The following is a 22,843-nucleotide window of genomic DNA, read 5'->3' as shown; positions in this document are numbered from 1 at the left end:
CAGCGCGGATCCCAGTCACCTGCGACCTCGAAAGACCGCACGCACGGCCACAGCGTGAACGTAAGCCCTCTGTAGTGCTTCCTCATAGGCCAAGCTTGTTCGCCAGGATCGACAATCTTTGCAGGTACACGCCGTGCCTGCCGGTGGATCGCAGTAGATCGGAGGCGGCTCATTGGCCTCACGTTTTTTAGCTGAGTCCCCGGCAGCAGGGTAGGGATAGACCGAGCATTCTGGCGATGCGGGGTGCTGGGCTACGAACCAGGGCTCATCGCCTTTTTCCTGCAGGTAAGAAACGGGGATATCTACCCCATAGACTCGCACCAGGGCAATGCCGGGTTGATCGCGATAAGGCGAACTGAAGTTAAACTCAGAAGCGGGGAATGATTTCCCATGGAACTCCGGATTGAGTATTCGGCGAAGCCGCTGCGGCGCATGGGATGTCTGGTTGTTGGTCAGTGCCAAAACGGCTTTGGATAAAGCTTCGACTTGCTGGCGCAGTGCATCGATGTCATGCGCCTGACAGTTACACCGGGTAGTGCTGAGTTCACCACCATGATAGATGCGCCCAACGCTGCGCCGTGATACGCCGAATTTCTTTGCAGCAGCTGCCAGGGACAGGGTGCCCTGGCAGGCCTTGATCGCCTGGCGGGTTGCTTCCGAAATCAGGGTGTTTCTGGGCTTCATGGCGTCAGCACTCCAGAGGGTTTCCTAGGTACTTACCCTGCCTGGGCTGGCAGGGGGCAACCGCTCAGTATCCAAGGAGGGGCGAGGGTTAGTCGCGCTTGTTGATCAGCCGATTGATCCCATCCTTAATTGTAGACTCGCCAGCTTCACGGCTATTGTCACTGAGCAGCGTGAGCGTCTTGCACATCAATGGTGTCAGTGGGTAGACGGGCACGGCGAAGCCTTTGCCCTCACAGCCATTCTTGACGATCTCCCAGCTGGCGCTGAAAGCACCGTTGGCGTAGTGGTAAGCCAAACCATAGCCGATCTCGGCATCGTGCGGAAGATCGGAAAGCGGGCATTCCACATGATCAGCTTGGCAACAGTTGCTGGCGCTGCTGAACGACCCATGCACCTTGCGGCATTTGCCGCAGGTGTACTGGTTTTCACCCAGGATCTTGCCAATGACATCGGCAGCATCATAGAGGCCGAGGCGGTTTGCAACGACCCGCAGGTCACGCAGCTGATCATTGGCCCCGTCCTGACGCTGGGGCTGCTGCTGGATATTCCGCAAGGTGGTGGCTAGCGTAGTCGTCAGGGTGTGATTGACCACCGGATGCTGTTCGTAGACGATCATGTTGCCAGCACGATCGAATACTGCGCCAGGTTCGGCGTCGAAGTCGTGTTTTTCTTCAGCTCTGCAGCGGGCGCAGGTGGCGTTGTGATCCCCATTGGGGTCGTCGTCGATGACCGACATTTCTGTCCTGCAGCTAATGCAGCGTCCGTAGTCATGGCTCATGATTGTGCCCTGTGGTGGGTGGTTGACTGTAATGTATACCGGGTATATCTTGTGGTCAAGACAAACAGGACAAGGAATCACGACCATGACCAGTCAGAATCTGTTCGCCATCACCTACAACTCGGACACCACCGAGGGCCGTGGCTACACCATTACTCTCGGCTATACGCACACCCGCGAACTGGCCGACGCCATCGTCAGCGATCCTCGATTCAGCAAGTACTGCTGCATGGGCTTTCACAATGCTGAAGAATGCAGGAAGTACAGCGTGCGACCAGCTGAACTGTTGATCTTCGAGTCAGTAGACGAGCTGTACGACCGCGAGCAGGAAGCCGAGCGCCAGAAAGCGTTGGCAAAACTCAATCCTCGTGAGCGCAAGATCCTTGGCCTGGAGTAGGGCGGGCTGAATGCAGCAGGCTCTTCAGCCCCCTGCGAAGGGGGCGATTAGCCTCGCATCAGCCGCTCGCCTTTCTGTTTAGCGGAAAAACTGGAGCTGCACCCAAGCCCCAAGGCGCCTGAGCGCAGCAGCATAAAACTCGATGCGTTCAATTTGCTTGGCGTTCACACATACAGCCTTGCACCCAGCCTCATAGTCATCGACTACCCGGTGGAACCTGTTTATGAAGGTGGCGCACGCCTCCTTGCTGTTGAGGATCCGGACGGCACAAGGGCCGCCAATAGCATGATTATCGCTGTAGACAGCCCCCTGATATACCTCATAGATAGCCTCTACCACCCCTGGCGACGTGTCGTAAAGCTCATCAAGCTTGGCAATTTCTCCCATTTTCTGGAAGGCGTCATCAATCCGGCTTTCGGCCTGATGCTTGTTCTGCACATGGCTGTAATGATCAAGTTCGCTTGGTGCAGGGTGCCCCGCTTTGATGAACGCCTTGTAGGCGACTTTTTCATTCCAGACGTACCTTGGGGTGCCGTCTGACAACGGCCTTAACACAGCATATTCAGGCTTTACCGGCTCACCTGTCGCCGACATGATCTTGCCGACCTTCAAAGCCTTATTGGCCTGCATCATGGTGATGGCAAAGTCTCTGGACAGTTGTTTGATGCCGGAGAACTTGGTGTTTTGGTTGGACATATTTAAATCCTGTTGTTATTGAAACTCCAGATGGAGTAATAACAGCATCAATATATTATAAAGCAGAATCAATAAGCAATAAAAAGCTGTAACTTCGTCACACCATTTTCATATAGTGCTCGTACATGCAAACAACAAGTCGTGATCATCGGTGAACATGCGAAGAAAGACAATGATGCGAATGGCGCGAAAAAATCACCTGATTCAACCCTGTGAAGCCATGCGTCCATGAAAGGATTGTGAATAGCGTATACCTGGTATACTCTATTGGAGTCACCAATCGAAAGGAGAAGGGCATGTCACTGGTATTCATCGGCGAGCAGTTTCGCAACGAGGTCACCAGACCGTTCTCCCTGCGTCGGCTTGAGCGTGGCCGGCAACCAATCGATTTCGGTAAGACCAGCCTGGCAGTTGAGCCAGGCGTCTCGACCAACAACCTGCTGATCAAGCTGCGCAATAGTAATGAGTTGAAGATTCCCGCCTTCGTTGGCGAACCAGTACGGGCCTTCATCGAAGCCTGCGTTGCCCACGCCAGGGCGGCTGATCTGCCGGTGCGCAACCGCTTCATCTACGTGACCCTCGATTCTCGCCCTTTTAAAAAGGGTGGCACGCAGCGCACGCCAGGATGGCACGCGGAAGGCCTGCAGGGCGCCGAGGTTACGGTCAAGCAGGGCGGCTGTTACCACTTTTTGTGGACAAACAAACTGCCGTTCAAAATCAGCACGCAGGGGTTCGATCTGTCTGGCATCAACCTTAGCCAACACCATGTGTTCGATTCGCTGGCGCGGCAGGTCTATGACGATATGGTGAAACCAACCCTGGCCGGGCACCTGTACCTGCTTAACTGCTACCAGATGTACACGGCGGTGCCAGCTGAACAGGACACGGATGATCGGTTGTTCGTGCGTGTTTCGTTCTCGGAGCTCGCCTACACCTCGACCCGCATGTCACTGAACCCTGATATCGATTATCCCTTCACGCCGCACACCACGACCGGTGCCGCACCCGCCCATCTGCAGGTCTGGGATGGTGGTGACGAGCAGGTCGGCAAGGCGTCTTGACCCCTGTGGGCGTGCCCCCTAGTGTAGGGTCACCTGGACGCTGGAAAATGGCCTGATGACGCAGACAATGCTTCAAACCCGATGGATTGCCCTTTGCCAGCGGCTGGGCATCGACACGCCAGAGCACAAATGGGGGATCCTGGAGGCTCATTACCAGGCCGAAGGGCGCACTTACCATACCTTGCGCCATGTTGCTCAGTGCCTGGTGCTGTTTGACCAGTACCGCACCCTGGTGGCCGACCTGGATCTTGTCGAGTATGCGTTCTGGATGCACGATGTCGTCTACGACCCCAAGCGTGCGGACAACGAAGCGTTGAGCGCTGAAATGGCCGGGGCATGGATGGCGCAGGACGTTCGCTCGGCCTCTATCGTGTCGGCACATATCCTGGCCACACAGCACCCCTCGGCGCCGATCGATCCGGATCAGCAATTCGTCGTGGACGTTGACCTGGCGATCCTGGGGGCCCCACGCTCGGCCTATGCCGACTACTCTCAGGCCGTCAGGCGTGAGTATGCCTGGGTACCCGATCAGGCGTTTCAGGTGAGCCGGGGGAAGGTTTTGGCTGACTTCCTGGCCCGATCGCGTATCTACAGACGTCCGGAGTTCGTTGACCTGTGGGAGCAACAGGCTAGGCTTAATATGCAGTGGGAGCTGAAGCTCATGAGAGAAGTCGACTAATTCCACCGACCAGAGGGAGGCGGGCTGCCATGAACAACGATCGTGATCAGGCACCGGCAGAGCAGGACATCCACCTGAGTCTGACTGCCAGCGAATACGCCGAACTTCTCAGCAAGATTGCCAAAGAATTGGAAATCTTCGGCGTGTCTGAGCTTGACGGGATGGCCAGCGCCACGCTCAAGAGTGCATTCGTCAAGCTGGACATGGCGTGCCCATTTGACCGACAAACACTGGGTGAGCTGCAGCCGGTTGAGAAAATCCGCCACCAACTTGGCCATCTCTATTAGTGAGAGGTTGTCGGCTAATATTTTCTCAGCACATCCGCTACGTCATCTCCCACAGATAGGGTTTATGCCACCTTCTGGGCGGCTTGGACTCCCTCCTGGGAGACCTTCAGAAAGAACCGCAAAAGCTAGACCAAACCTGCCTGGATCATCTGGCCTCGTCCGTCAAGATCACCACGCGGGGGCTGGTTGGCATTGCGCAAACGTGGTCAATAAGCCATATCTGACGGTCGATCAGGACACCATATGACGAGAATTTCTACATGGCCATTTGACGTCCTCACCTACCTGAAGGAAGGCGGCTCCAAGGCTACGATTGTATGAATTTATGTGTATATCCCATTGACATATACACATGCTTCATTATCATGGGATATACATTTGATATATCCCGCGAGGTGTGCCGTGGAACAAGGCGCCGTTTTTCAGAGCAATCGCAGTCAGGCGGTGAGGCTACCCAAGGCTGTTGCCCTTCCTGATGACGTGAAGCGTGTCGATGTGGTGGCTCTTGGTCGAGCCCGGATCATTACCCCTGCTGGCGAGTCTTGGGATAGCTGGTTCGACAGCGAAGGCGTAACTGTTGACTTCATGGCGGAGCGCGAACAGCCTGCCGATCAGGGGCGCGAGACTTTCTGATGCTCAAATTCATGCTCGACACCAACATTTGCATCTTCACCATCAAGAACCGTCCCCAAGAGGTGCGTGAGGTTTTCAAGCGGCATCACGGCCAGATGTGCATCAGCACCGTGACGCTAATGGAGCTTATCTACGGTGCGGAGAAGTCCTCGAACCCCGAGCGCAATCTTGCGGACGTAGAAGGCTTTGCGGCTCGACTGGAGGTGCTCAAGTATGATCAAGAAGCTGCCGCCCACACTGGTCAGCTTCGTGCTGAACTGGCCCGTCTTGGTAAACAAATTGGCCCCTATGACCAGATGATCGCTGGGCATGCCCGTTCTCAGGGGCTGATTGTCGTCACTAACAACCGCTGCGAGTTCGACCGCGTGCCCGGTTTAAGAATTGAGGATTGGGTAGCCCCGATCGCGTAACTGAGGAAAACTCGGCCATGGCACAACTGATCGAGGCGCTACGCTTGACTGCCGCGAAATGGCGAAAAGAAAACCAGGAACATCGTGAGGGCGTTGTTCTGGTGTGGAAAGGCAAGGTATACGGCTGGAAGAATGAGCTGCGTGATCCGGCCAGCGAACGCCCAGGCGCCTATGCCGTGGACAAGGCCGGGCAGGTCTTCAAGGCCGAAGGCGGCGACGACTACAACGGTGCAATTGAATGGGTCGCGGTTGTCCCTGACGCGCCATAGGATAACACCATATGGACGCAAGACTTTGGACTGTTGCTCGATCTGCCAACCCAGGCTTCGCCTTACAAAGCTAACTAGAGGAAAATTCATGGAACTCCCGATTTCTCTCCCTGAAGGATGGTCTGCTGAAGCGGATGAAATGCTCGGCGTAGTCATCACCGCCGTGTCCTCGGAAGGGCATAAAGGATTTGTCACCGTCAGCGAGGCGAAGCGCTCGTTCGAGCTGGGCATGAGCGTGGTCAGGCAGCGCAAGCACTACGCTGGTCGATACTGGAGAAAGGAGTTGTACGAGGAAGCAGTTGCCACTCTTCGGGCAGCAATGAGTTAGGGGAAACTACAATGAGTAAAGCGAAAGCATGCAACCATCAAAACCAACACACAGAGGGAGCGGGGGTTCGCTGGTGCTCTGATTGCGGCAAGAAGGAGCCAGCACCTTTGAGCTTGGATCAAGCGACTTCCGCAGAGCGGCAAAGGCAAGCCAACCGGATTGAGGGACAGTTCGACACTCTACAAGATCGGGTAGCTGCTGTTGGACACGGCAAAAAGTACAGCGACGAAGAAGTGGCGGCAATGCGGGCAGAGATGACGGTGCTTTCGAACCAGTATTTCGACCTGACCGGCCTTACCTTGGAATAGCAGGGTAACATACGTGAAGATCAAACCGACCCGCGAGCGGATTAATGATGCACTGGCTGGTGGAGCGCTCAGTTTTCACGAGTTGGCCATGCGGGTTTATCCGCCTGAAAGCCACCCAAGGTCTTGGCGCTATAGCGCGAACGGAGGCCCACCAGGTTGCTTCATCGCTTTGAGCAGAATGGTGCGTGAAATGGGCCTGATTCAATGGGAAACGGGGGTAGGCGCTGGTCAGCGGTTTGTTCAACTGCCCGAAAACTCCAAGACATAGGAATTCGACTCGTGATCCTTCGATGGCTTCGCCGCATGATTGGCAAAAAGGCCCAAGCCCCAACGCTGTTCCTTGGGTCTACGACCTCCGGCTCAATGACCGATGCCCAGTTGAGGGAATGGGCTTGGCGGTTGCATGCCACCTCGATAGCCCCGGCAAAACTATCAGGGTTCGGAATTGACCCTGCGTTGTTGCTTAAGGCACAACTGGACGATCAGGCGTTGATGGATGTTCGTCGCTGGTCAGGCGTTGCGCACCCAGACCAGAACATATAGAAAACCGACATCTTTCTGCCTGGAGTCCCCCAATGACCTTAATGAAAATCGTGTTTTCAGAAGAAGACAAAGGCTTTGGTCAGGTGGGTGGCAGTGTCCGTATGGACGACCCAGGATTGTGGCCTCTGTCACCTGACACCCAGGAGCCGATGACACCTCTGTGCACGGTCATGGAAAGCTTCCTCCCAGCTAAAATCTTTCCGCCCGAGATGGCTGCCACGGTATTCATAACCGCTAGAAAACAGCGCGACGGGGGCTTCAAGGAATCTGTCGTCAGCCGCTACTCACTTCATGAGCAAGCGGAGCTGCCTGGCATCCACAATGGTTACGCACGGTTCATTCTCCACCGGCTGTGTGAGGAGGAGTTACCCGCCCCACCTGGAACGCTCTTGCTGGAGCGCCGTTATATCGACTTCGAGCCAATGACCGAAGAGGAATTTGCCGAAGAGTGCGCGGACGAGGACTCCGGTCTGGGCATCAGCAAGCAACTTGGTCGAGCAGCCTGGATGCAGGATCCCATCTATGTCCCAGACCCGTACTTGCTCCTTTTGCAACTGACCGACCATGAAATCAGCCGCTGGGCCCCCGAGCAGGAAGGAATCTTCCTGGATGGCATAGGTTACATCTACCTGGACAATCGTGCGCGGCGAAAAAACCAAGGCGACGAAGCCGGGTTCTTTTTCGTTCAATACACCTGATGACAACAAGGATCAGCGTGTTACCATTCGCGGAGCTGGTTTACACCAAAGTCAGGACGCTAGCCACAGTTGAATGCAGGAAACCCGGCCATGACTTTAAACTGGATTGTTTGTTGACTGGGCCGGTGACACCCGTAAGACCGAGAAGCCGTAGATTTCTTCGAGTGCATCATTGATCAGGCGGGTATCATCCACACCAGACTATCAAATTGAGTGAAAACGACCGATGACTACCGATTACACCCCGCTTTGCTTCAAAGACCTAGCCACACTGCCTGGTGTCAAGGCCGTGGATGTTGTTGGAGGCATCTTGGTGGTGCTCCTCAATAACGACTCATCGATCGCTGTCACCAGAGCGGCCTTGGCAGAAGAGCTTGGGCTTGAGAAATGGAGTGCCCTTGTCGGCGAGGAACAGGCTCTTTCTCTGACCTCTGCTGAGATGCTTGATCTCATCAAGCGGACTGCATCAGCAGCTTCCTCGAACTGATCACGAAAGCCAGCGGAATCATGAATCCCATGAAACATCGTTATGACGTTGAACCAACGGTAGAAGCCATTCGCAGCATGGCCGAGCAGTTGCGCAAAAAAGCTGCAAAGCTTGACGATCTGGCCAGCGAGATGATTGCAACAGGGAATCTTTCGCTAGCCGGAGATGCCGCAAATGTCGTGAACAACCCTGTATCCCATATGCACTATCTGGTGGATCGGCCTTTAGCTGCGATGGCCAATCCGGAAGATTGTTAAGGGAAAACGTCCACGCAAAACAACAACACCACTGATTCAATTGCGCCTGTGACGCATGCGGCCCATGCCCATTTTGAACCAGTAGTTGCCCAAGCTAATGGTAAATGGGGGCTTGACATCCTCCCCTACCAAATCATTCCTTTGGAAGGGGATTTCCACAGTTGGACGCTTATGGCCGAGCGCAGGAATTTTTTTTGGCGGCGTGGACGTCGCGACCGTGGGTGACATCGTACCTATTGCCAATCCATTCTCTTATTCCAATCCCAGCGATACCTCTTGTCCTTGAATCTAGCAATTGCTGGTAGTTCGAGCAGGATTGAGCGGTGTTTGCGCTGGGAATCTTGAAGACGATCCGTGAATCCTTGTTGGATAGGGGGCTAGACCATAAGGCTCGGACGCAGCTGATGCCTGCGATCGTGGAGTGATTGAGGGCAGGACGGGTTCCAGCCAATGGTTTCGAACCATCTGCGCCGTTTATTGGCGACTCTTCCAAGGTTTGAAGCTGAACTTTAGCGCATGTCCAAATGGGGAGATGGAGCGGTTTTCGCGTAGGCTGTAAATTGATTAATTGTTTCGAGTATTCAGCTAATTGACATCGCCCTTGCATTGTCGTTAATTTAGCTGCCATCAATCCATGGACTGGGTTCCAGGCCAGGTTGAGCCCTTATTCTCAGGAGCCTCTACGCATGAAAACCGCTATTCGCTTGATCACCGCTTCGACGATCGCCGTGCTGCTTTCAGGTTGCGCGATTGATGGCATGAACAAGATGACCACCTATGGCGGCGTGGGCGCCCTAGCCGGCGCTGCCGCTGGCGCACTCATCGGTGGCGACGGCAATCGCGGCAAGGGCGCAATGATTGGTGCCGTGCTGGCGGGCGGCGCGGGGGCCGGGTACGGCTACTATGCTGACAAGCAGGAGGCCGAGCTGCGCAAGCAACTGGCAGGTACCGGGGTAGATATTCAGCGCGAAGGTGATTCGATCAAGCTGATCATGCCGGGGAATGTCACTTTCAAGACCAACTCCAGCGACATCGCCAGCAATTTCTACAGCCCGCTCAACCAGGTGTCGGCTTCGCTCAAGCAATACGACCAGACCACCGTCTCGGTGGTGGGGTATACCGACAACACCGGCCCACGGCAGTACAACATGAACCTGTCGCAACAGCGTGCGCAGAACGTGGCTCAGTACATCATTTCCCAGGGGGTGGGTGGGCATCGCCTGATGATTCATGGCGCTGGGCCCGATCAGCCTGTGGCGAGCAACAGCACTGAAGACGGTCGACTGCAAAATCGCCGTGTGGAGATCAGCCTTCGCCCAGTGGTGGCAGCCGGGGCGTAAACCCACCTGAGGCAGCGCTCGGTGCGCCAACAACTTGCCGTTGGTGCGCCTGCTGGCTGGCGAGGCAGGACTCATCGCAGGCCGAGCCAGCCATCAGGAACAACCCATCTGCCTTGGCTATAGACCCAGCTCCAGGGCCAGGAAATCATCCATTCGATTGTCAAAATCAGCCTGCTGCTCCGCAGTAACAATGGCGTCGAGCATAAATTCCTTTGTCAAGTGGGTGCCCCTCGCCATAGACGGGTGGATAGCCTTGACTATGAAGCTGTTGGGCTGCAGCTCCCCACAGATAGCGACCTTCCCAAGGAAGAAGATTGAGATGTTCCTTTTGTAGCCGTTGTTAACCTCAGTCCGAAATGCAGCCAGCAGGGCGTCGCTCAATGCCTCAAAGCGTTTGCCTGGATTTTCGACCTCGAAATCCTTCAGCCTGGGGTGTCGAGACCTGAACTCATGACCCTTTACATTAGCGCTTCCTGGTGAATTCGCGGAATCATCTCCATGCCCACGATTGAAGAAGAAAAAATCATCATGATAGAAATCACCATAATCCCGATCTTCAGGCGTTTGCGAAATTTGACTTCCAGCGGTCATCGAGAACAAAGAGCACGCGCAATCGCCCCGAATCAATGAGTCCAGGTGCAACGACGATGTGTAATGGTGTTCATTGCTCAGCACGTTGGCTGCAGCCAGTGCGTCCTTGTCAACTTTGATGGAAAATTCAGATACCAGTTCAGCGTAGGGTTTCCCCATCAGCAGGTTGAAGAAAGCATCCATCTCACGCTGATCGGTCTCATCGAACGCCTTGTGCAGCACGTCCAGATCACGCCAGAAATGCACATGCGATTCAAGCCATGGAATGCTGTCCTGGCTTGCTATGTGTCTGCGCAAATCCATCAGCGCATTGTCATGCGACCTTCTGAGCAGCTGGGAACCACCGAATCGTGCCCACAATCTTTCCTGGGAGCTTTTGTGGTCATCGACCAGCTTGCTGTAGTCAACCTTTTCAAAAGTTAGAAAGCTGACCAAGCACTGCAGCAGGCCCGCATCCATGTCCACGGTGTTTGTCAGCGGAATGTCGCGTGCGGGCTTTCCCTCCGAGCGCCTGACGCTGTTATAGACATCACGACAGCCACGCTTGAGGACATCCGTGATCAAGGTGTGACGGGCCAGGGGGATGATGTCGTGGTAGATTTTCACAATTTCAGTTCCGAGCTGGTGCTTCTCAGCATTCTCACACGGGAGTGACCACCCTGAATAGTGTGACTGGCGACATGCAGGCCTCAGACCCTGAATACAAGTTATTGGCACTGCAGTTCTGTCGATTGCCATAATGGCAATTTTACCCTTGCCTGTCGTTCGGTTTATCTGTAAATTGCCATCCACTGCCTGGAAAGCCCATGATGATGAGGAATGGCAGCGTGGAAGGTTTTAACGAGAAATTGGTGAAGTGTCGGATTTTCCTGAAGTGCCTGCTGGTCTTTTGCGTGGTCAGCAGCGTCTGCCGCGATGCTCTGTCACACTGTATCTAACAGTTGCTCACGGTCTTGATGCGCAGTTCCAGCGGCGGGCTGAAGATGCTGTATCCACTGGCGTATGGTGCCCTGCTGGTGCAGCGCGCAGCCGCTGAGACGGTATGCATGAAATCACCACGCCGTGGCAACCGAGGTCTTTTATGGTTGGTACCTCAACGCCATCAACCAGGATCGGTCTTCACTAACCAGCGATAGGGAGAAGCTTGGCGGATTGGTGTCATGTGGCTTGCTGGCCGAGCTGAGTACGGCTGCTGGGGCAGATCAGGTTGGCTCCGGGGTGAACTATTTCACCTAGGTGCCTGACGTGAATTCGGGCTGGAGCAGCCCCTGGATGTGAAACCCCGGTTGGGAGGCACCAGCCAAGCGGTGGTTGCAGTGACTTCGGAGCAGGCTGCCGGCGTGAAACAGGGTCTGCTGGTACAACTCAAGCCGTTTCAAGGTTGCTGGAAAATTGCGCATATTTGGCCTCGCACCACGGGGCTTTACTAAAAGAACTCTAAGACAGCGCTGGGGCAAACATGAAAACCAGATTAACTGCAAACGCTAACCACTGTCGTGCACCATACCGTTTGAAATTAAGAAGTTAGCATCAGATGCATGCGAGAGAGCTCGCCAATATATTGCCAAATCTGGAAAAATGAGGTTTACTCCGCAGCTGAAATGCGAAAGCGCTAGCTCGATGCCTCAGTCCGTTTGGCCTTTTGTTCCCAGTCACTTGTCAAGAGATCATTCATGACGCTGCCCAATACATACAACGCTGATGCCATCGAGGTGCTCTCCGGGCTGGATCCGGTTCGCAAACGTCCTGGCATGTACACCGACACCACACGCCCGAACCATCTGGCCCAGGAAGTGATCGACAACAGCGTCGACGAAGCGATGGCCGGGCATGCCACAAGCATTGAAGTGATCCTGCATGAAGACAACTCGCTGGAGGTGACGGACAACGGGCGCGGCATGCCCATTGACATCCACCCCACCGAGCAGATGTCCGGTGTCGAGCTGATCCTGACCAAACTGCACGCGGGCGGCAAGTTCTCGAACAAGAACTATGAGTTCTCGGGCGGCTTGCACGGTGTCGGTATCTCGGTGGTGAACGCCCTGTCTGCCAATGTGGTGGTCAACATTAAGCGCGATGGCGGCCTGCACAGCATCAGCTTCGCTGACGGCTACAAGCTCACCGAGCTGGAACGCATTGAATCGGTCGGCAAGAAGAACACCGGAACTTCCGTGCACTTCTGGCCAGACCCCAAGTATTTCGACTCGCCGAAATTCTCCGCCAGCCGACTCAAACACGTTCTGAAAGCCAAAGCCGTGCTTTGCCCAGGCCTGAATATCAGTTTTGAAGACAAAATCGCTGGTGAGAAGATCGAGTGGCACTACGAGGATGGCCTGCGTTCGTACCTGTCCGAGGCCTGTGCTGACAGTGAAACCGTGCCGGAAGACCCCTTCACCGGCAAGCTGCGTGGCGACAAGGTCGAGCTGGAGTGGGCCCTGACCTGGCTGGTAGAGGGCGGCGAAGCGCTGCAGGAGAGCTACGTCAACCTGATCCCGACTGCCCAGGGCGGTACCCACGTCAACGGCCTGCGCCAAGGCCTGCTCGATGCCATGCGCGAGTTCTGCGAGTTCCGCAACCTGCTGCCACGCAACGTCAAGCTGGCTCCTGAGGATATCTGGGGCGGCATCACCTACGTGCTGTCGCTGAAGATGCAGGATGCCCAGTTCTCCGGCCAGACCAAAGAGCGCCTGTCTTCCCGCGAAGCCTCGCCTTATGTCAGCGCCGTGGTAAAAGATGCCTTCAGCCTGTGGCTCAACGAACACCCTGACAAGGGCCAGGCGCTGGCGGAAATGGCGATCAGCGCCGCCCACCGCCGCCTCAAGAGCAGCAAGAAGGTCGAGCGCAAGAAGATCACCCAGGGCCCAGCACTGCCCGGCAAGCTCGCGGATTGCTCGGGTACCGACCCGATGCGTGGCGAACTGTTCCTCGTCGAAGGCGACTCTGCAGGCGGCAGTGCCAAGCAAGCCCGCGACAAGGAGTATCAGGCCATCCTGCCGTTGCGTGGCAAGATCCTCAACACCTGGGAAGTCGAAAGCGGCGAAGTCCTGGCCAGCCAGGAAGTGAACAACATCGCCGTGGCCATTGGCATTGACCCAGGCTCGTCGGATCTGAGCGAGCTGCGCTATGGCAAGATCTGTATCCTGGCCGACGCCGACTCGGACGGCTTGCACATCGCCACTTTGCTCTGCGCACTGTTCGTCCAGCATTTCCGTCCGCTCGTGGCTGCCGGCCACATCTTCGTCGCGATGCCGCCGCTGTACCGCATTGACCTGGGCAAAGAGAAATTCTACGCCCTGGACGAAGCCGAGCGCGACGCCATCATCGATCGCCTGGCCGCTGCGAAAAAGCGTGGCACCCCGCAGGTCACACGCTTCAAGGGCCTTGGTGAGATGAACCCGCCCCAGCTGCGTGAAACCACCATGGATCCGAACACCCGCCGCCTGGTGAAGCTCTCGATCGATGACCACGCCGTGACCAACGAGATCATGGATATGCTGCTGGCGAAAAAGCGTGCCTCTGATCGCAAGAGCTGGCTGGAAGACAAGGGCAACCTCGCAGATGTCGAAGTCTGAGTAGGCCGTTAACCGAATTTTGAATGAGTATTCCATCATGAACGATGCGATCAACCTGAGCCTGGAGGGCGTTGAAGAACGCTCGATGGCTGATTTCACCGAGACGGCCTACCTCAACTACTCCATGTACGTCATCATGGATCGGGCGTTGCCGCACATTGGCGACGGCCTGAAGCCTGTGCAGCGCCGGATCACCTATGCGATGAGTGAGCTGGGCCTTGATGCCGACAGCAAGCACAAGAAGTCAGCGCGTACCGTGGGTGACGTACTGGGTAAATTCCACCCCCATGGCGACTCGGCGTGCTACGAGGCGATGGTGCTCATGGCCCAGCCGTTTTCCTACCGCTACACCCTGGTCGATGGCCAGGGGAACTGGGGCGCCCCGGATGACCCGAAATCCTTTGCAGCCATGCGATACACCGAGGCGCGGCTTTCCCGCTACTCCGAAACGCTGCTGACCGAGCTGGGCCAGGGCACGGTTGACTGGGTGCCTAACTTCGACGGCACCCTCAAGGAACCTGCCACGCTGCCAGCGCGCTTACCCAACCTGCTGCTCAACGGCACCACGGGCATTGCCGTGGGCATGGCCACTGACTTCCCGCCGCACAACCTGCGCGAAGTGGCCGCTGCTTGCATTCGACTGCTGGATGATCCAGCGACGACCACCGCGCAATTGATGGAACACATCAAGGGCCCGGATTACCCGACCGAAGCTGAAATCATCAGCTCGCCTGGTGACATCCTCAAGATGTATGAAACAGGTCGTGGTTCGGTGAAAATGCGTGCGGTGTATAGCGTTGAAGACGGCGACATTGTCATCACCGCGCTGCCGCACCAAGTGTCGGGCGCCAAGGTGCTGGAAACTATCGCGGCACAAATGCAGGCGAAAAAGCTCCCGATGGTTGCGGATCTGCGTGATGAATCCGACCATGAAAACGCTTGCCGCATGGTCATCGTTCCGCGCTCCAACCGGGTCGACACTGAAGCGCTGATGGATCACCTGTTTGCCACCACTGAACTTGAATCGAGCTATCGCGCCAACTTCAACGTGATTGGCCTGGATGGACGCCCTGCGGTCAAGGGGCTCTCCACGTTGCTCAGCGAGTGGCTGCAGTTCCGCATCACCACGGTGCGCCGCCGCCTGCAATTCCGCTTGGACAAGGTCGAGGCCCGCCTGCACCTGTTGGAAGGTTTGCTCATCGCATTCCTCAACATGGATGAGGTGATTCACATCATTCGCACCGAGGACGAGCCGCGTACGGCCCTTATGGCGCGCTTCCAGCTCACCGAAGCCCAAGCCACCTACATCCTGGAAACCCGCCTGCGCCAATTGGCACGCCTGGAAGAGATGAAGATCCGTGGCGAGCAAGACCAGTTGCTGCAGGAGCGCGAGAGCCTCAAGCTGTACCTGGAAAATGAAGTGGAGCTCAAGGGACTGGTGCGCTCGGAGATCATTGCTGATGCCGACACCTATGGCGATGATCGCCGTTCGCCGATCGTGGAGCGCGCTGAAGCCAAGGCACTGTCCGAAACTGAGTTGATGCCTTCTGAGCCGGTGACGGTGGTGCTGTCGGATAAAGGCTGGGTGCGCAGCGCCAAAGGCCATGATGTCGATGGCGCCGGGATGTCGTACAAAGCCGGCGATACGTTCAAGATGGCCGCCAATGGCCGGAGTAACCAGTCTGCAGTGTTCATTGACTCGACGGGTCGCAGCTTCTCCCTCCCGGTCAACCAGATGCCTTCAGCCCGAACCCAGGGCGAGCCGCTTTCGGGCAAGCTCAGCATCCAGCAGGGGGCGACGTTTGAATGCGTGACGCTGCCAGACGATCAAGCCTACTACCTGCTCGCCTCCGATGCTGGCTATGGCTTTGTGGTCAAAGGCGAAGACCTGCAGTCCAAGAACAAGAACGGCAAGACCTTGTTGACCTTACCGGACAACAGCAAAGTCATCGCGCCGATCCTGCTCAAGGATCGTGACCAGGACTGGGTCGCTGCAGTCACCAGCGAAGGGCGTCTGCTCATGTTCCAGGCCAGCGAACTGCCACAGTTGCCCAAAGGCAAAGGCAACAAGATCATCAGCGTGCCTGGCGACCGTGTAGCCTCGCGGGAAGAAATGATGACCCAACTGGTGACCCTGAGTGAGGGTGACAGCCTGCTGATTACCGCTGGCAAGCGCACCATGACCCTCAAGCCTTCTGATCTGGAAGGTTACAAGTCCAGTCGGGGCAAGCGCGGCAGCCTGTTGCCCAAGGGCTACCAGAAGGTGGATCAGGTCGAGGTCAGCGCCAGCTGAGCTTGAAGGATCTGAAGAGGGCGCCTGCGGGCGCCTTTTTCATGGGGTAACCACTCAGCATGGGAAACAGTAGCCGAGTTGGACGGCACTGGCCGCAAGATCAGTGCTTGCCAGAGACATCTAGAGCAGATTTCTTGAAGGGCACCAGCGTGCCGCCTGGCTTCTCTGCCCCTATGTTCAGGATGTGATCCGGCAGGGTGATGAGGAAGGCCTGGACATGCAGCACAGGTCGAGGACTGTTGATGATATGCATCATGTAGACCCTGTCTTTGGGCGACACCTTCTTTGCGCAGCGCCTTGCCGTGGTACGAACTGCTTTGTCGGTTTTGTGAATTTCCATGGCCAAGCATACACAGACCAGGGCGTCTAGAAATCTCATGGTGCTTCCAGCAGTCGACGGGGTAGAGCAATAAATAGCGGCCCGAATTATGCCATGGCTGATGCGCAGAATCGAGTTTTAATGAGCGATCGCCGGTGAGCGACAGCCCATGGCTGTGCTGGCCTGCCCCACTCAGAGGTGATGTCATTCAGCCAATCGAGACTGGCATTTACTCTGTCGGAATGCTGCGCGCAATTTGCAAACAAAATTTTGGAGTACTATGTGAACAAATTTGTGAAAATGGCGATCAACAAAATTCATGAAAATGACATTAATTATGATTTTCTATACAGAACCAAGCAATATGCATCAGTCGTAAAGCGCCAGGGTTGGAGGAAGGGTGATAAGCGTCGTGTGGATAATGCTTTGTGCCATGCACTTAAATACAATTTTGAATTTTCAACCATAAGTGGGCCTAAATCATTCCCGACCGATCTTGCCAGCGATAAACTTGCTATAACGACTTTTTGGGTGCCCGTTGGAGAATTTTTCTATTGCCCTGATTACAAATCTTATCGATGTGGTTTCGTTGAGGCCACTGACAAATTTGGCAATGTACAGAAAGCAATAGATTTAGCAAGAAGTGAAACCTTTAAGGCATGGCAGAAGGCCAAGCGTTTCCTGCTGCAAAAGAAAGGTAAGAGCTTAGTGAGACCCCTATTCTGCATTGGGAATTCATCAACATATGTCTATTTTTTTAGAGATTTAAATAATAAGCAGATTAAGATTGGATTTTCTGGCGACCCAGTGGCACGAATGATTGAGATTAGTCGCCAGCACGGTAGGGGGGATATATTTCTTGAGCATGCCATACCAGATCATGGGCGTGATTTGGAGCAGAAGCTGCATAAGCATTTTCATCAATTTGCATGCGGATATGAGTGGTTTAAAGAAAACCGGGAACTGGATTGCCTAATTAAAAACCTCCAGAGTGGTCATGCCATCCAGGATCTTCTACCTATGCAGTGATTTATAAATGTTACGCACAGCCCAAGATGCTGCACAAGATGATTTTCAACTGCGTTTTCGGTCAAACGACCCAGGTACTGCTTATCATTTGTGATCATGGAGGCCGACCTCAATTGCACGTCCGTCTTGGGGTGTTGCTCGATCAGCGCCGGATCAACAGTGGACAACAGCGTTTTGAGCACTTGATTGTGTATTCTCCACTGCTTGTCCTCAGGGTAGTTTGATAACTCAAGCAGGTCTTCCATGTTGGGGAGCGAGCCTTGGATCGGCCCTTAACAGCCGAGTCAGCTGGTGGAATTCTGTAGCATCTCATGTGAATCAGGCCCTGTCGAAAAGGCTACGGGTGAGAGAGCACGGAGGGTGTGGAAGCCACGCCCCACTCAATCATGAGTGGCTGTTTACACCTGAATGGATTATTCCTATACTGTACCGGGTGTCACTGCATTAATATATGTTACAGAAGTATTGTGGAGGAGCGGAAGGTGTCAAATTTATTCGATAACTCCCTCGAAAGAGCAGATCGGCAACACTACATCACTGGCGTGCCGGCGATAAACTTCCCAACCTCAAAGAATACTGGCGGGTGGCACTTTCTGAATTATTTTGATCTTGATCGTGGGGTCTTCAAGGTTTCTCTTTCTGGCATTCACTATCCCAGCACTAATAAGTATTTCGGTGATTTTGGGATTGTTGATATTTCAAATAAGCTAGACGCTTTAAAAATTCCTCACTTTAATAAGAGGGTTTTTATGGCAACCCACCACAGGGCTGCAGCAGACATACTGATCAAATGGGCAATTTCAGGCAAAGTGCATTGCACTGTCGAGGCCGATGAATGGTTCCCTGCTAAAAGTGATCGAGATGCCCTTGTAAATGTACTTACCCTCGCAAAAGAAAAATTAGAAGAGGATGGACTATGGATAAGACTGCAATCCTGGATGACGTCACAGCTAGAATCAGGGTCAAAAAAGACTCCGTTCGAGGAAAACACCTTTCATTGATGCTAGATGTTCTTGAAAAGCTATCGGGATCATCGCTCGTATTCAAGGGTGGCTCATCCCTCCTCTTGTGCCACGGGGGTACAAGGTTCTCGGAAGACCTAGACTTTGATGCTTTTGCCCCTAGAAATTTAAAGTCAGTGCTTGGGTCGCTTGCCCCAAAGTACCAAGCGCTCGGCTGCACATACGAGGTTGAAAACCCCAAGAACACTTCAACAAGCAGTCGATACAATATTTTTGTCAGTGGTGAGTACGGAAGTTTTAAGTTGAAACTGGATATTTCACTTCGCGATTTCAGAAAAGGAAATGGCCAGCCACCCCTTGTGACAATAAACGGCATAGAGACCTATTCAATTCAGGAGATATTCAACCAGAAAGTTAATGCCGTTGTTGGTACGGAAACAAGCAATCAAAGAACTAAGTCTAGGGATATATATGACCTGAATTTTATACTGGCAAAACCAAATATTGTGGTTGATCAGCATCAGTTGATTAGACTTAAAAATGAGCTTGGCAATCCAAGCTCTATGCTCGAAAGATACTTAGAAGCATGGGAGGAAGATCCAATAACATCTGACTTCAACCTTGATGAAGCCTCTATTAATCTATTCGACAGTGTGGAATCACGAATAGTAAACTCAGGTCACGATCGTCGCGGGTTATTTGCAAAAGCTGTGGAAAATATTGAGTCTGGAAATGATCTAGGCCCCAAGATTAATGAGAGTGATCCAGAGCCCTAGCTTCACCGTGCTCTTAGAAGCACAAGATGCCAGTAAGCTTTAGCACGTGCATCCCAAGACCGACCGACAGTGCTCCTTGGTCTACCTTCACCAGTCGGGAATAAACCTCAGCCGGGCGGCTGCACTTGCGCCTGGGCAAGGGTCGAAGCTCGTCTTCAATGGTGCCTCAATCATGGCTAAGGGTTTCCCTCTACACATTTGAACTGAGCCAATATACAAATAAATGGAAAGTCATTGGAGAAGCCTGTAAAATGGTAAGTTTATCACCTGACTGGTCTGACTCGCGTGAAAAAATCAGCAATGGTTTTAGCTCTTGCCTGCACACTTGCGCTGCCGTGCCACGCCACTAACGTCACCCGGCACTTCAACAGGTGGGTCTGTTGGCTTTGATTTTGGCAATGCAATCGGCGCTGAAATTCCAATACGGGTTCAAATGGGGGCGGCGATCTGCCCAGCGATGCTGTCCTGATGAACCAAGCCGCCACGGCATGGGTGATTCCGGCAGATGGGGTAAGCACAACCGTTTTGACCGTTATGCTGACTGATCCATATGGTGTTCCTGTCGCTGCTGGATTGTCTGTCCCCTGGTCAACGGACAGTGGCACCCTGTCGGCCAGCGCCTCACTTACAGATGAAAATGGCCATGCCAGCGTAACACTGACCGCCCCTTCAACCAGTGGCGTCATAACGGTGTCCGCCAACGGCAAATGACCATTCCGCATTCATGCCTGGTAGTGGCAGCCCAGGATGGACGAAGCCACAGACCTAGAGACCCAGGTCTGCGCCTAGCTGATCGACTGCCGTCCCCTCTGACATGCGCTCCAGGTACCGCTTTTCGCCTGTAAAGGCGTAGGCAGCCCGAAGCTGAGTGTCGGTTTTGGCGCACCGGTCTATATGCTGCGGATCAACGTATGCGAGCAATGCGTCTATTGCCATACCGTGAGCCTTGCCAGCTCTAACCTGGTTGGCTGATGAAGAAAGCAAATCTTCGACATATTCCTGTTCCAGCGTGTTTGCGCTGGCGATTTTGTCCAGATACTCGCCTGGAGAGCGACGCTCGATGTGCTTGTAAAGGATCTGATGCCCTGGGATGCCAGCTTTATGCAGATCTTCGATAAGCACCTGCACCATGAAAGGATTGTCACTCATGGCCGCCGCCAGACAATCTTCAATCACTTCTGGATAGCGGGTTAGTAGCTCATAATAGCCAGGAATATGCCTTAGACCATGGTCTTTTGAGCGAATTGCAAGTGAGTCCATGTTGTAAAGGCCTTCGTAGAACTCACATTTAGTCCCTATTTCAGGAGCGATTTTGTAAAGCTGATGCCCTGAAATATCCAACCCAACGGAAGCCAGGGGGAACGAGGTGGTCTCTAACGCTTTAGCCTGACGAGAGATTCGGCATTCGACCTCCATCATTGATGGCGTGGTCATTTCAGCCCAGCTGCGAACACTGGATAGGGGGTCAAACACAGTCTTTGCCAAGGCCGAACAAAGACTTTTTCTAAAATCACGGGAGAAAACCGATTTGGATATTTTTTCCACCATGGGAGCATCATCAAAAATTACGGCAAGCTGGAGAAGCGTGTCCTGAACTGAGAATGCCTCATTGAGATCCAACCAGTTTTCAACTGATGTGTTTTTGAATGCAAGGTAGGGGTTGATTGGATTGCAATCCAAGATCCAACGGATTGTGTCGTAACAATCTCGTATCAGCAACGCGTCTAACTCTGCGAATTTTTCAAGAATGTACTCCAGCAAATCATCATAATCACCACATGGCGCGCTCAGTGCAAAAGCGACGTTTGCAATGAAGATGTCAACGGCTTCGCGATCGTCCCGCTCCGACTTGGGTGTCGACGCAACCGCGTCCAGCAGATCATCGATACCTGTGTCGTTGAGCATGTGCTGCCTGAAGGCCGACTGGCAACTGCGCTGCACCTCGCCCGAAATGAGTTCAGGGCATTCGTCATACGGTCGTGCCCCGTCGCTATTCATGCGATTGTTCAGCTGCAAGCCAGCAAAGCCAGTCAAAAGCGAGGTCATGTCGGAAGTTCCTGAAGTCTTGACCTTCAGTATACATACTGAGTTGCCGGGAGTTGAACAACCCAAGAAGGTGGCGCCAAGCCACTGGCTTGTCTATTGACGCATCATTCGCTGGCGCTGAGCATGGCCACGATCAACGCGATGATCGTGTCCTTCTGCTCCGGGCTGGACTGGGCGACCATCAGCGTGAGCGAGGTCAAGGCCATGGGGCTGATCAAGGCTTCACCACCGGTCTCAGGAGCGAGGCGCCCATTGAAGTCCAGGAATGCCACGAACAAAAATGCCGCCGAGCGCTTGTTGCCATCCGAAAACGGGTGGTTTTTGACGACAAAATACAGCAGGTGGGCGGCTTTGCTTTCGACTGTGGGATAGGCGGGCGAGCCAAATACCGATTGTTCAAGGTTGCCCAGGAGGGCGGCCAACTCCTGCCCCCGGTCACGGGCAAACAGTTCCGAGGCCTCGCCCTTTTCCATCAGAAATCGCTTGAGCTCACCCAGCTGCAATTGAGCCTGGTCAAGCGGTGGAAGCTCACCTGCAGATTGCCCTTCGACGTCTGGGAAGCGGTCGTCGTCATAGCGCTGCAGCCAGGTAAAGGTGTCTTCATACTGGCGAATCAAAAGACCGATGGGCAGGGACATTGCGGTTACTCCTAACCATTTTCTGGAGTGAAGGTGGGGCTGAACTCAATAATGCCATAACCCATACACTCACCGTCGACCAATTTCAGAAAAGTGCCTGATTGACCCGGAGCAAAGAAAACGGTCGAGGTTGGCTCGATCAGCTGCCCCCAGCGGTAGTCGCCTGGGTCAATGCTGGATCCCGGCAATGGCCCGATCAACACGTTGGCCCAGCTAGGTGCGCCCTTCCAGCGTTCGATCTTGGCAGTTTCACGGATTTCCAGTGCTTTTTTGAGGAGGTTGTCGGCCATGCGGTCGAGCCCCTCGCTGGCGGCATAAATGGCGGCCCGCGCCGGAGACTCTTCCTGCACCGTGGGCGGTACAGGAGCTTTTCTTTTGCGACGACGCTTGTCGGCTGCGCACATCCAGCCCACCGGCAAGGAATCCCCATTGGCAATCAGCCAGTCGCGTTTGCTCGGCACATCGGCGACCGATGCGGTTTTCGCGCATTCTGGGCATACGGCGACATCATGCGGCTCGTACCAGAAGTTTGTGGGCTTGGTGCACAGGGCGCAGGGTTCGCCGGGCATGTAAGATGGAAAATCATCCTTCACTACTTTGATCATGATGGTCGCTCATGGCCAGTTATTGATTGCCATTATGGCAACGTAATGGTGAAGGTCAAGCCTTTATCAATAAATTGGCCAAGGGTCAGTTGGTTGAGCGATGCCGCGAAAGGTTATAGCTTGATGGCGGGAGAGGGGGACGCAAAGGTCAGCCCCT

Annotated in this window: 29 protein-coding genes; 20 read left to right on the top strand and 9 right to left on the bottom strand. The window is 54.3% G+C overall.

Annotated features, from left to right (window positions below):
• Positions 1 to 15: 15 nt before the first annotated feature.
• Together ACLCGK_RS01810 and ACLCGK_RS01805 are read right to left on the bottom strand one after the other, a co-directional pair.
• Positions 16 to 684 (bottom strand): hypothetical protein, encoded by a 669-nt coding sequence (locus ACLCGK_RS01810; protein WP_410951053.1) that lies wholly within the window; start codon positions 682 to 684, stop codon positions 16 to 18.
• Between the two features lie 88 nt (positions 685 to 772).
• The gene (locus ACLCGK_RS01805; RefSeq protein WP_410951052.1) at positions 773 to 1,420 is read right to left on the bottom strand and encodes a hypothetical protein; all 648 of its coding nucleotides are present in this window, start codon (positions 1,418 to 1,420) and stop codon (positions 773 to 775) included.
• A 127-nt stretch (positions 1,421 to 1,547) separates the two neighbouring features.
• Here ACLCGK_RS01805 and ACLCGK_RS01800 point away from each other — a divergent pair, with 127 nt between their 5' ends.
• Entirely contained in the window at positions 1,548 to 1,859 is a 312-nt protein-coding gene (locus ACLCGK_RS01800) for a hypothetical protein (RefSeq protein ID WP_056799349.1), read from the top strand.
• A 78-nt stretch (positions 1,860 to 1,937) separates the two neighbouring features.
• Here the strand turns inward: ACLCGK_RS01800 and ACLCGK_RS01795 are convergent, their stop codons facing one another.
• Positions 1,938 to 2,555: a hypothetical protein gene (locus ACLCGK_RS01795; RefSeq protein ID WP_410951051.1), complete on the bottom strand. Its 618-nt coding sequence runs from the start codon at positions 2,553 to 2,555 to the stop codon at positions 1,938 to 1,940.
• Between the two features lie 296 nt (positions 2,556 to 2,851).
• Between ACLCGK_RS01795 and ACLCGK_RS01790 the strand changes: the two genes are divergently transcribed.
• The 13 genes from ACLCGK_RS01790 to ACLCGK_RS01730 all read left to right on the top strand — a co-directional run bounded on the left by ACLCGK_RS01790 (position 2,852) and on the right by ACLCGK_RS01730 (position 9,855).
• Positions 2,852 to 3,616, top strand: coding sequence for a hypothetical protein (locus tag ACLCGK_RS01790; protein ID WP_410951050.1), 765 nt, complete (start codon positions 2,852 to 2,854; stop codon positions 3,614 to 3,616).
• 55 nt (positions 3,617 to 3,671) lie between these two features.
• A complete protein-coding gene (locus ACLCGK_RS01785; protein ID WP_410951049.1) occupies positions 3,672 to 4,295 on the top strand; it encodes a hypothetical protein in 624 nt (207 codons plus the stop codon).
• A 29-nt stretch (positions 4,296 to 4,324) separates the two neighbouring features.
• Positions 4,325 to 4,582, top strand: a complete 258-nt coding sequence (locus ACLCGK_RS01780; protein WP_410951048.1) for a hypothetical protein — start codon at positions 4,325 to 4,327, stop codon at positions 4,580 to 4,582.
• A 402-nt stretch (positions 4,583 to 4,984) separates the two neighbouring features.
• The gene (gene vapB, locus ACLCGK_RS01775; RefSeq protein ID WP_410951047.1) at positions 4,985 to 5,215 is read left to right on the top strand and encodes a type II toxin-antitoxin system VapB family antitoxin; all 231 of its coding nucleotides are present in this window, start codon (positions 4,985 to 4,987) and stop codon (positions 5,213 to 5,215) included.
• Entirely contained in the window at positions 5,215 to 5,625 is a 411-nt protein-coding gene (gene vapC / locus ACLCGK_RS01770; RefSeq protein ID WP_056799328.1) for a type II toxin-antitoxin system tRNA(fMet)-specific endonuclease VapC, read from the top strand. Before vapB ends, vapC begins: the two co-directional genes overlap by 1 nt.
• Before the next feature lie 17 nt (positions 5,626 to 5,642).
• The gene (locus ACLCGK_RS01765) at positions 5,643 to 5,894 is read left to right on the top strand and encodes an antirestriction protein ArdR (RefSeq protein WP_410951046.1); all 252 of its coding nucleotides are present in this window, start codon (positions 5,643 to 5,645) and stop codon (positions 5,892 to 5,894) included.
• An 88-nt stretch (positions 5,895 to 5,982) separates the two neighbouring features.
• Complete coding sequence (locus ACLCGK_RS01760; RefSeq protein ID WP_056799319.1) at positions 5,983 to 6,222, top strand: hypothetical protein; 240 nt, start codon at positions 5,983 to 5,985, stop codon at positions 6,220 to 6,222.
• An 11-nt stretch (positions 6,223 to 6,233) separates the two neighbouring features.
• A complete protein-coding gene (locus ACLCGK_RS01755; protein WP_410951045.1) occupies positions 6,234 to 6,530 on the top strand; it encodes a hypothetical protein in 297 nt (98 codons plus the stop codon).
• A gap of 13 nt (positions 6,531 to 6,543) precedes the next feature.
• A complete protein-coding gene (locus ACLCGK_RS01750; protein ID WP_156675952.1) occupies positions 6,544 to 6,798 on the top strand; it encodes a hypothetical protein in 255 nt (84 codons plus the stop codon).
• A 307-nt stretch (positions 6,799 to 7,105) separates the two neighbouring features.
• Positions 7,106 to 7,771: a hypothetical protein gene (locus ACLCGK_RS01745; RefSeq protein WP_410951044.1), complete on the top strand. Its 666-nt coding sequence runs from the start codon at positions 7,106 to 7,108 to the stop codon at positions 7,769 to 7,771.
• A gap of 226 nt (positions 7,772 to 7,997) precedes the next feature.
• Positions 7,998 to 8,258: a hypothetical protein gene (locus ACLCGK_RS01740; protein ID WP_410951043.1), complete on the top strand. Its 261-nt coding sequence runs from the start codon at positions 7,998 to 8,000 to the stop codon at positions 8,256 to 8,258.
• 29 nt (positions 8,259 to 8,287) lie between these two features.
• Entirely contained in the window at positions 8,288 to 8,515 is a 228-nt protein-coding gene (locus ACLCGK_RS01735) for a hypothetical protein (protein WP_410951042.1), read from the top strand.
• Between the two features lie 686 nt (positions 8,516 to 9,201).
• The gene (locus ACLCGK_RS01730) at positions 9,202 to 9,855 is read left to right on the top strand and encodes an OmpA family protein (RefSeq protein ID WP_410951041.1); all 654 of its coding nucleotides are present in this window, start codon (positions 9,202 to 9,204) and stop codon (positions 9,853 to 9,855) included.
• 117 nt (positions 9,856 to 9,972) lie between these two features.
• Here the strand turns inward: ACLCGK_RS01730 and ACLCGK_RS01725 are convergent, their stop codons facing one another.
• Positions 9,973 to 11,052 carry a hypothetical protein gene (locus ACLCGK_RS01725; RefSeq protein WP_410951040.1) on the bottom strand — a complete coding sequence of 360 codons (1,080 nt, stop codon included), beginning with the start codon at positions 11,050 to 11,052 and terminating at the stop codon, positions 9,973 to 9,975.
• A gap of 1,067 nt (positions 11,053 to 12,119) precedes the next feature.
• Between ACLCGK_RS01725 and parE the strand changes: the two genes are divergently transcribed.
• Together parE and parC are read left to right on the top strand one after the other, a co-directional pair.
• Positions 12,120 to 14,018, top strand: coding sequence for a DNA topoisomerase IV subunit B (gene parE / locus ACLCGK_RS01720; RefSeq protein WP_410951039.1), 1,899 nt, complete (start codon positions 12,120 to 12,122; stop codon positions 14,016 to 14,018).
• 37 nt (positions 14,019 to 14,055) lie between these two features.
• Positions 14,056 to 16,311, top strand: a complete 2,256-nt coding sequence (parC, locus tag ACLCGK_RS01715) for a DNA topoisomerase IV subunit A (RefSeq protein ID WP_410951038.1) — start codon at positions 14,056 to 14,058, stop codon at positions 16,309 to 16,311.
• 100 nt (positions 16,312 to 16,411) lie between these two features.
• Here the strand turns inward: parC and ACLCGK_RS01710 are convergent, their stop codons facing one another.
• Positions 16,412 to 16,690 carry a hypothetical protein gene (locus ACLCGK_RS01710; RefSeq protein ID WP_410951037.1) on the bottom strand — a complete coding sequence of 93 codons (279 nt, stop codon included), beginning with the start codon at positions 16,688 to 16,690 and terminating at the stop codon, positions 16,412 to 16,414.
• 222 nt (positions 16,691 to 16,912) lie between these two features.
• Here ACLCGK_RS01710 and ACLCGK_RS01705 point away from each other — a divergent pair, with 222 nt between their 5' ends.
• Positions 16,913 to 17,659, top strand: coding sequence for a GIY-YIG nuclease family protein (locus ACLCGK_RS01705; RefSeq protein ID WP_410951036.1), 747 nt, complete (start codon positions 16,913 to 16,915; stop codon positions 17,657 to 17,659).
• On the opposite strand, the gene ACLCGK_RS01700 is transcribed toward ACLCGK_RS01705, so the two are convergent.
• Entirely contained in the window at positions 17,626 to 17,904 is a 279-nt protein-coding gene (locus ACLCGK_RS01700; RefSeq protein WP_410951035.1) for a hypothetical protein, read from the bottom strand. The two genes, ACLCGK_RS01705 and ACLCGK_RS01700, sit on opposite strands and share 34 nt — an antisense overlap.
• Before the next feature lie 237 nt (positions 17,905 to 18,141).
• Here ACLCGK_RS01700 and ACLCGK_RS01695 point away from each other — a divergent pair, with 237 nt between their 5' ends.
• From ACLCGK_RS01695 to ACLCGK_RS01685, 3 genes are all read left to right on the top strand, one after another.
• The gene (locus tag ACLCGK_RS01695; protein WP_410951034.1) at positions 18,142 to 18,660 is read left to right on the top strand and encodes a hypothetical protein; all 519 of its coding nucleotides are present in this window, start codon (positions 18,142 to 18,144) and stop codon (positions 18,658 to 18,660) included.
• Positions 18,576 to 19,397 (top strand): nucleotidyl transferase AbiEii/AbiGii toxin family protein, encoded by an 822-nt coding sequence (locus tag ACLCGK_RS01690; RefSeq protein WP_410951033.1) that lies wholly within the window; start codon positions 18,576 to 18,578, stop codon positions 19,395 to 19,397. Before ACLCGK_RS01695 ends, ACLCGK_RS01690 begins: the two co-directional genes overlap by 85 nt.
• 468 nt (positions 19,398 to 19,865) lie before the next feature.
• Positions 19,866 to 20,108, top strand: coding sequence for an Ig-like domain-containing protein (locus tag ACLCGK_RS01685; RefSeq protein ID WP_410951032.1), 243 nt, complete (start codon positions 19,866 to 19,868; stop codon positions 20,106 to 20,108).
• A gap of 54 nt (positions 20,109 to 20,162) precedes the next feature.
• Here ACLCGK_RS01685 and ACLCGK_RS01680 read toward each other — a convergent pair whose 3' ends face one another.
• The 3 genes from ACLCGK_RS01680 to ACLCGK_RS01670 all read right to left on the bottom strand — a co-directional run bounded on the left by ACLCGK_RS01680 (position 20,163) and on the right by ACLCGK_RS01670 (position 22,686).
• Positions 20,163 to 21,443, bottom strand: a complete 1,281-nt coding sequence (locus ACLCGK_RS01680) for a hypothetical protein (protein WP_410951031.1) — start codon at positions 21,441 to 21,443, stop codon at positions 20,163 to 20,165.
• A gap of 104 nt (positions 21,444 to 21,547) precedes the next feature.
• Positions 21,548 to 22,081: a type II toxin-antitoxin system death-on-curing family toxin gene (locus ACLCGK_RS01675; protein WP_410951030.1), complete on the bottom strand. Its 534-nt coding sequence runs from the start codon at positions 22,079 to 22,081 to the stop codon at positions 21,548 to 21,550.
• A gap of 11 nt (positions 22,082 to 22,092) precedes the next feature.
• Complete coding sequence (locus ACLCGK_RS01670) at positions 22,093 to 22,686, bottom strand: hypothetical protein (protein WP_410951029.1); 594 nt, start codon at positions 22,684 to 22,686, stop codon at positions 22,093 to 22,095.
• Positions 22,687 to 22,843 lie beyond the last annotated feature (157 nt).

The sequence above is a fragment of the Pseudomonas sp. S1(2024) genome (assembly GCF_046557535.1).
The sequence above is the reverse complement of the archived record's forward strand: the minus strand, read 5'-3'. Positions and strand labels throughout refer to the sequence as shown.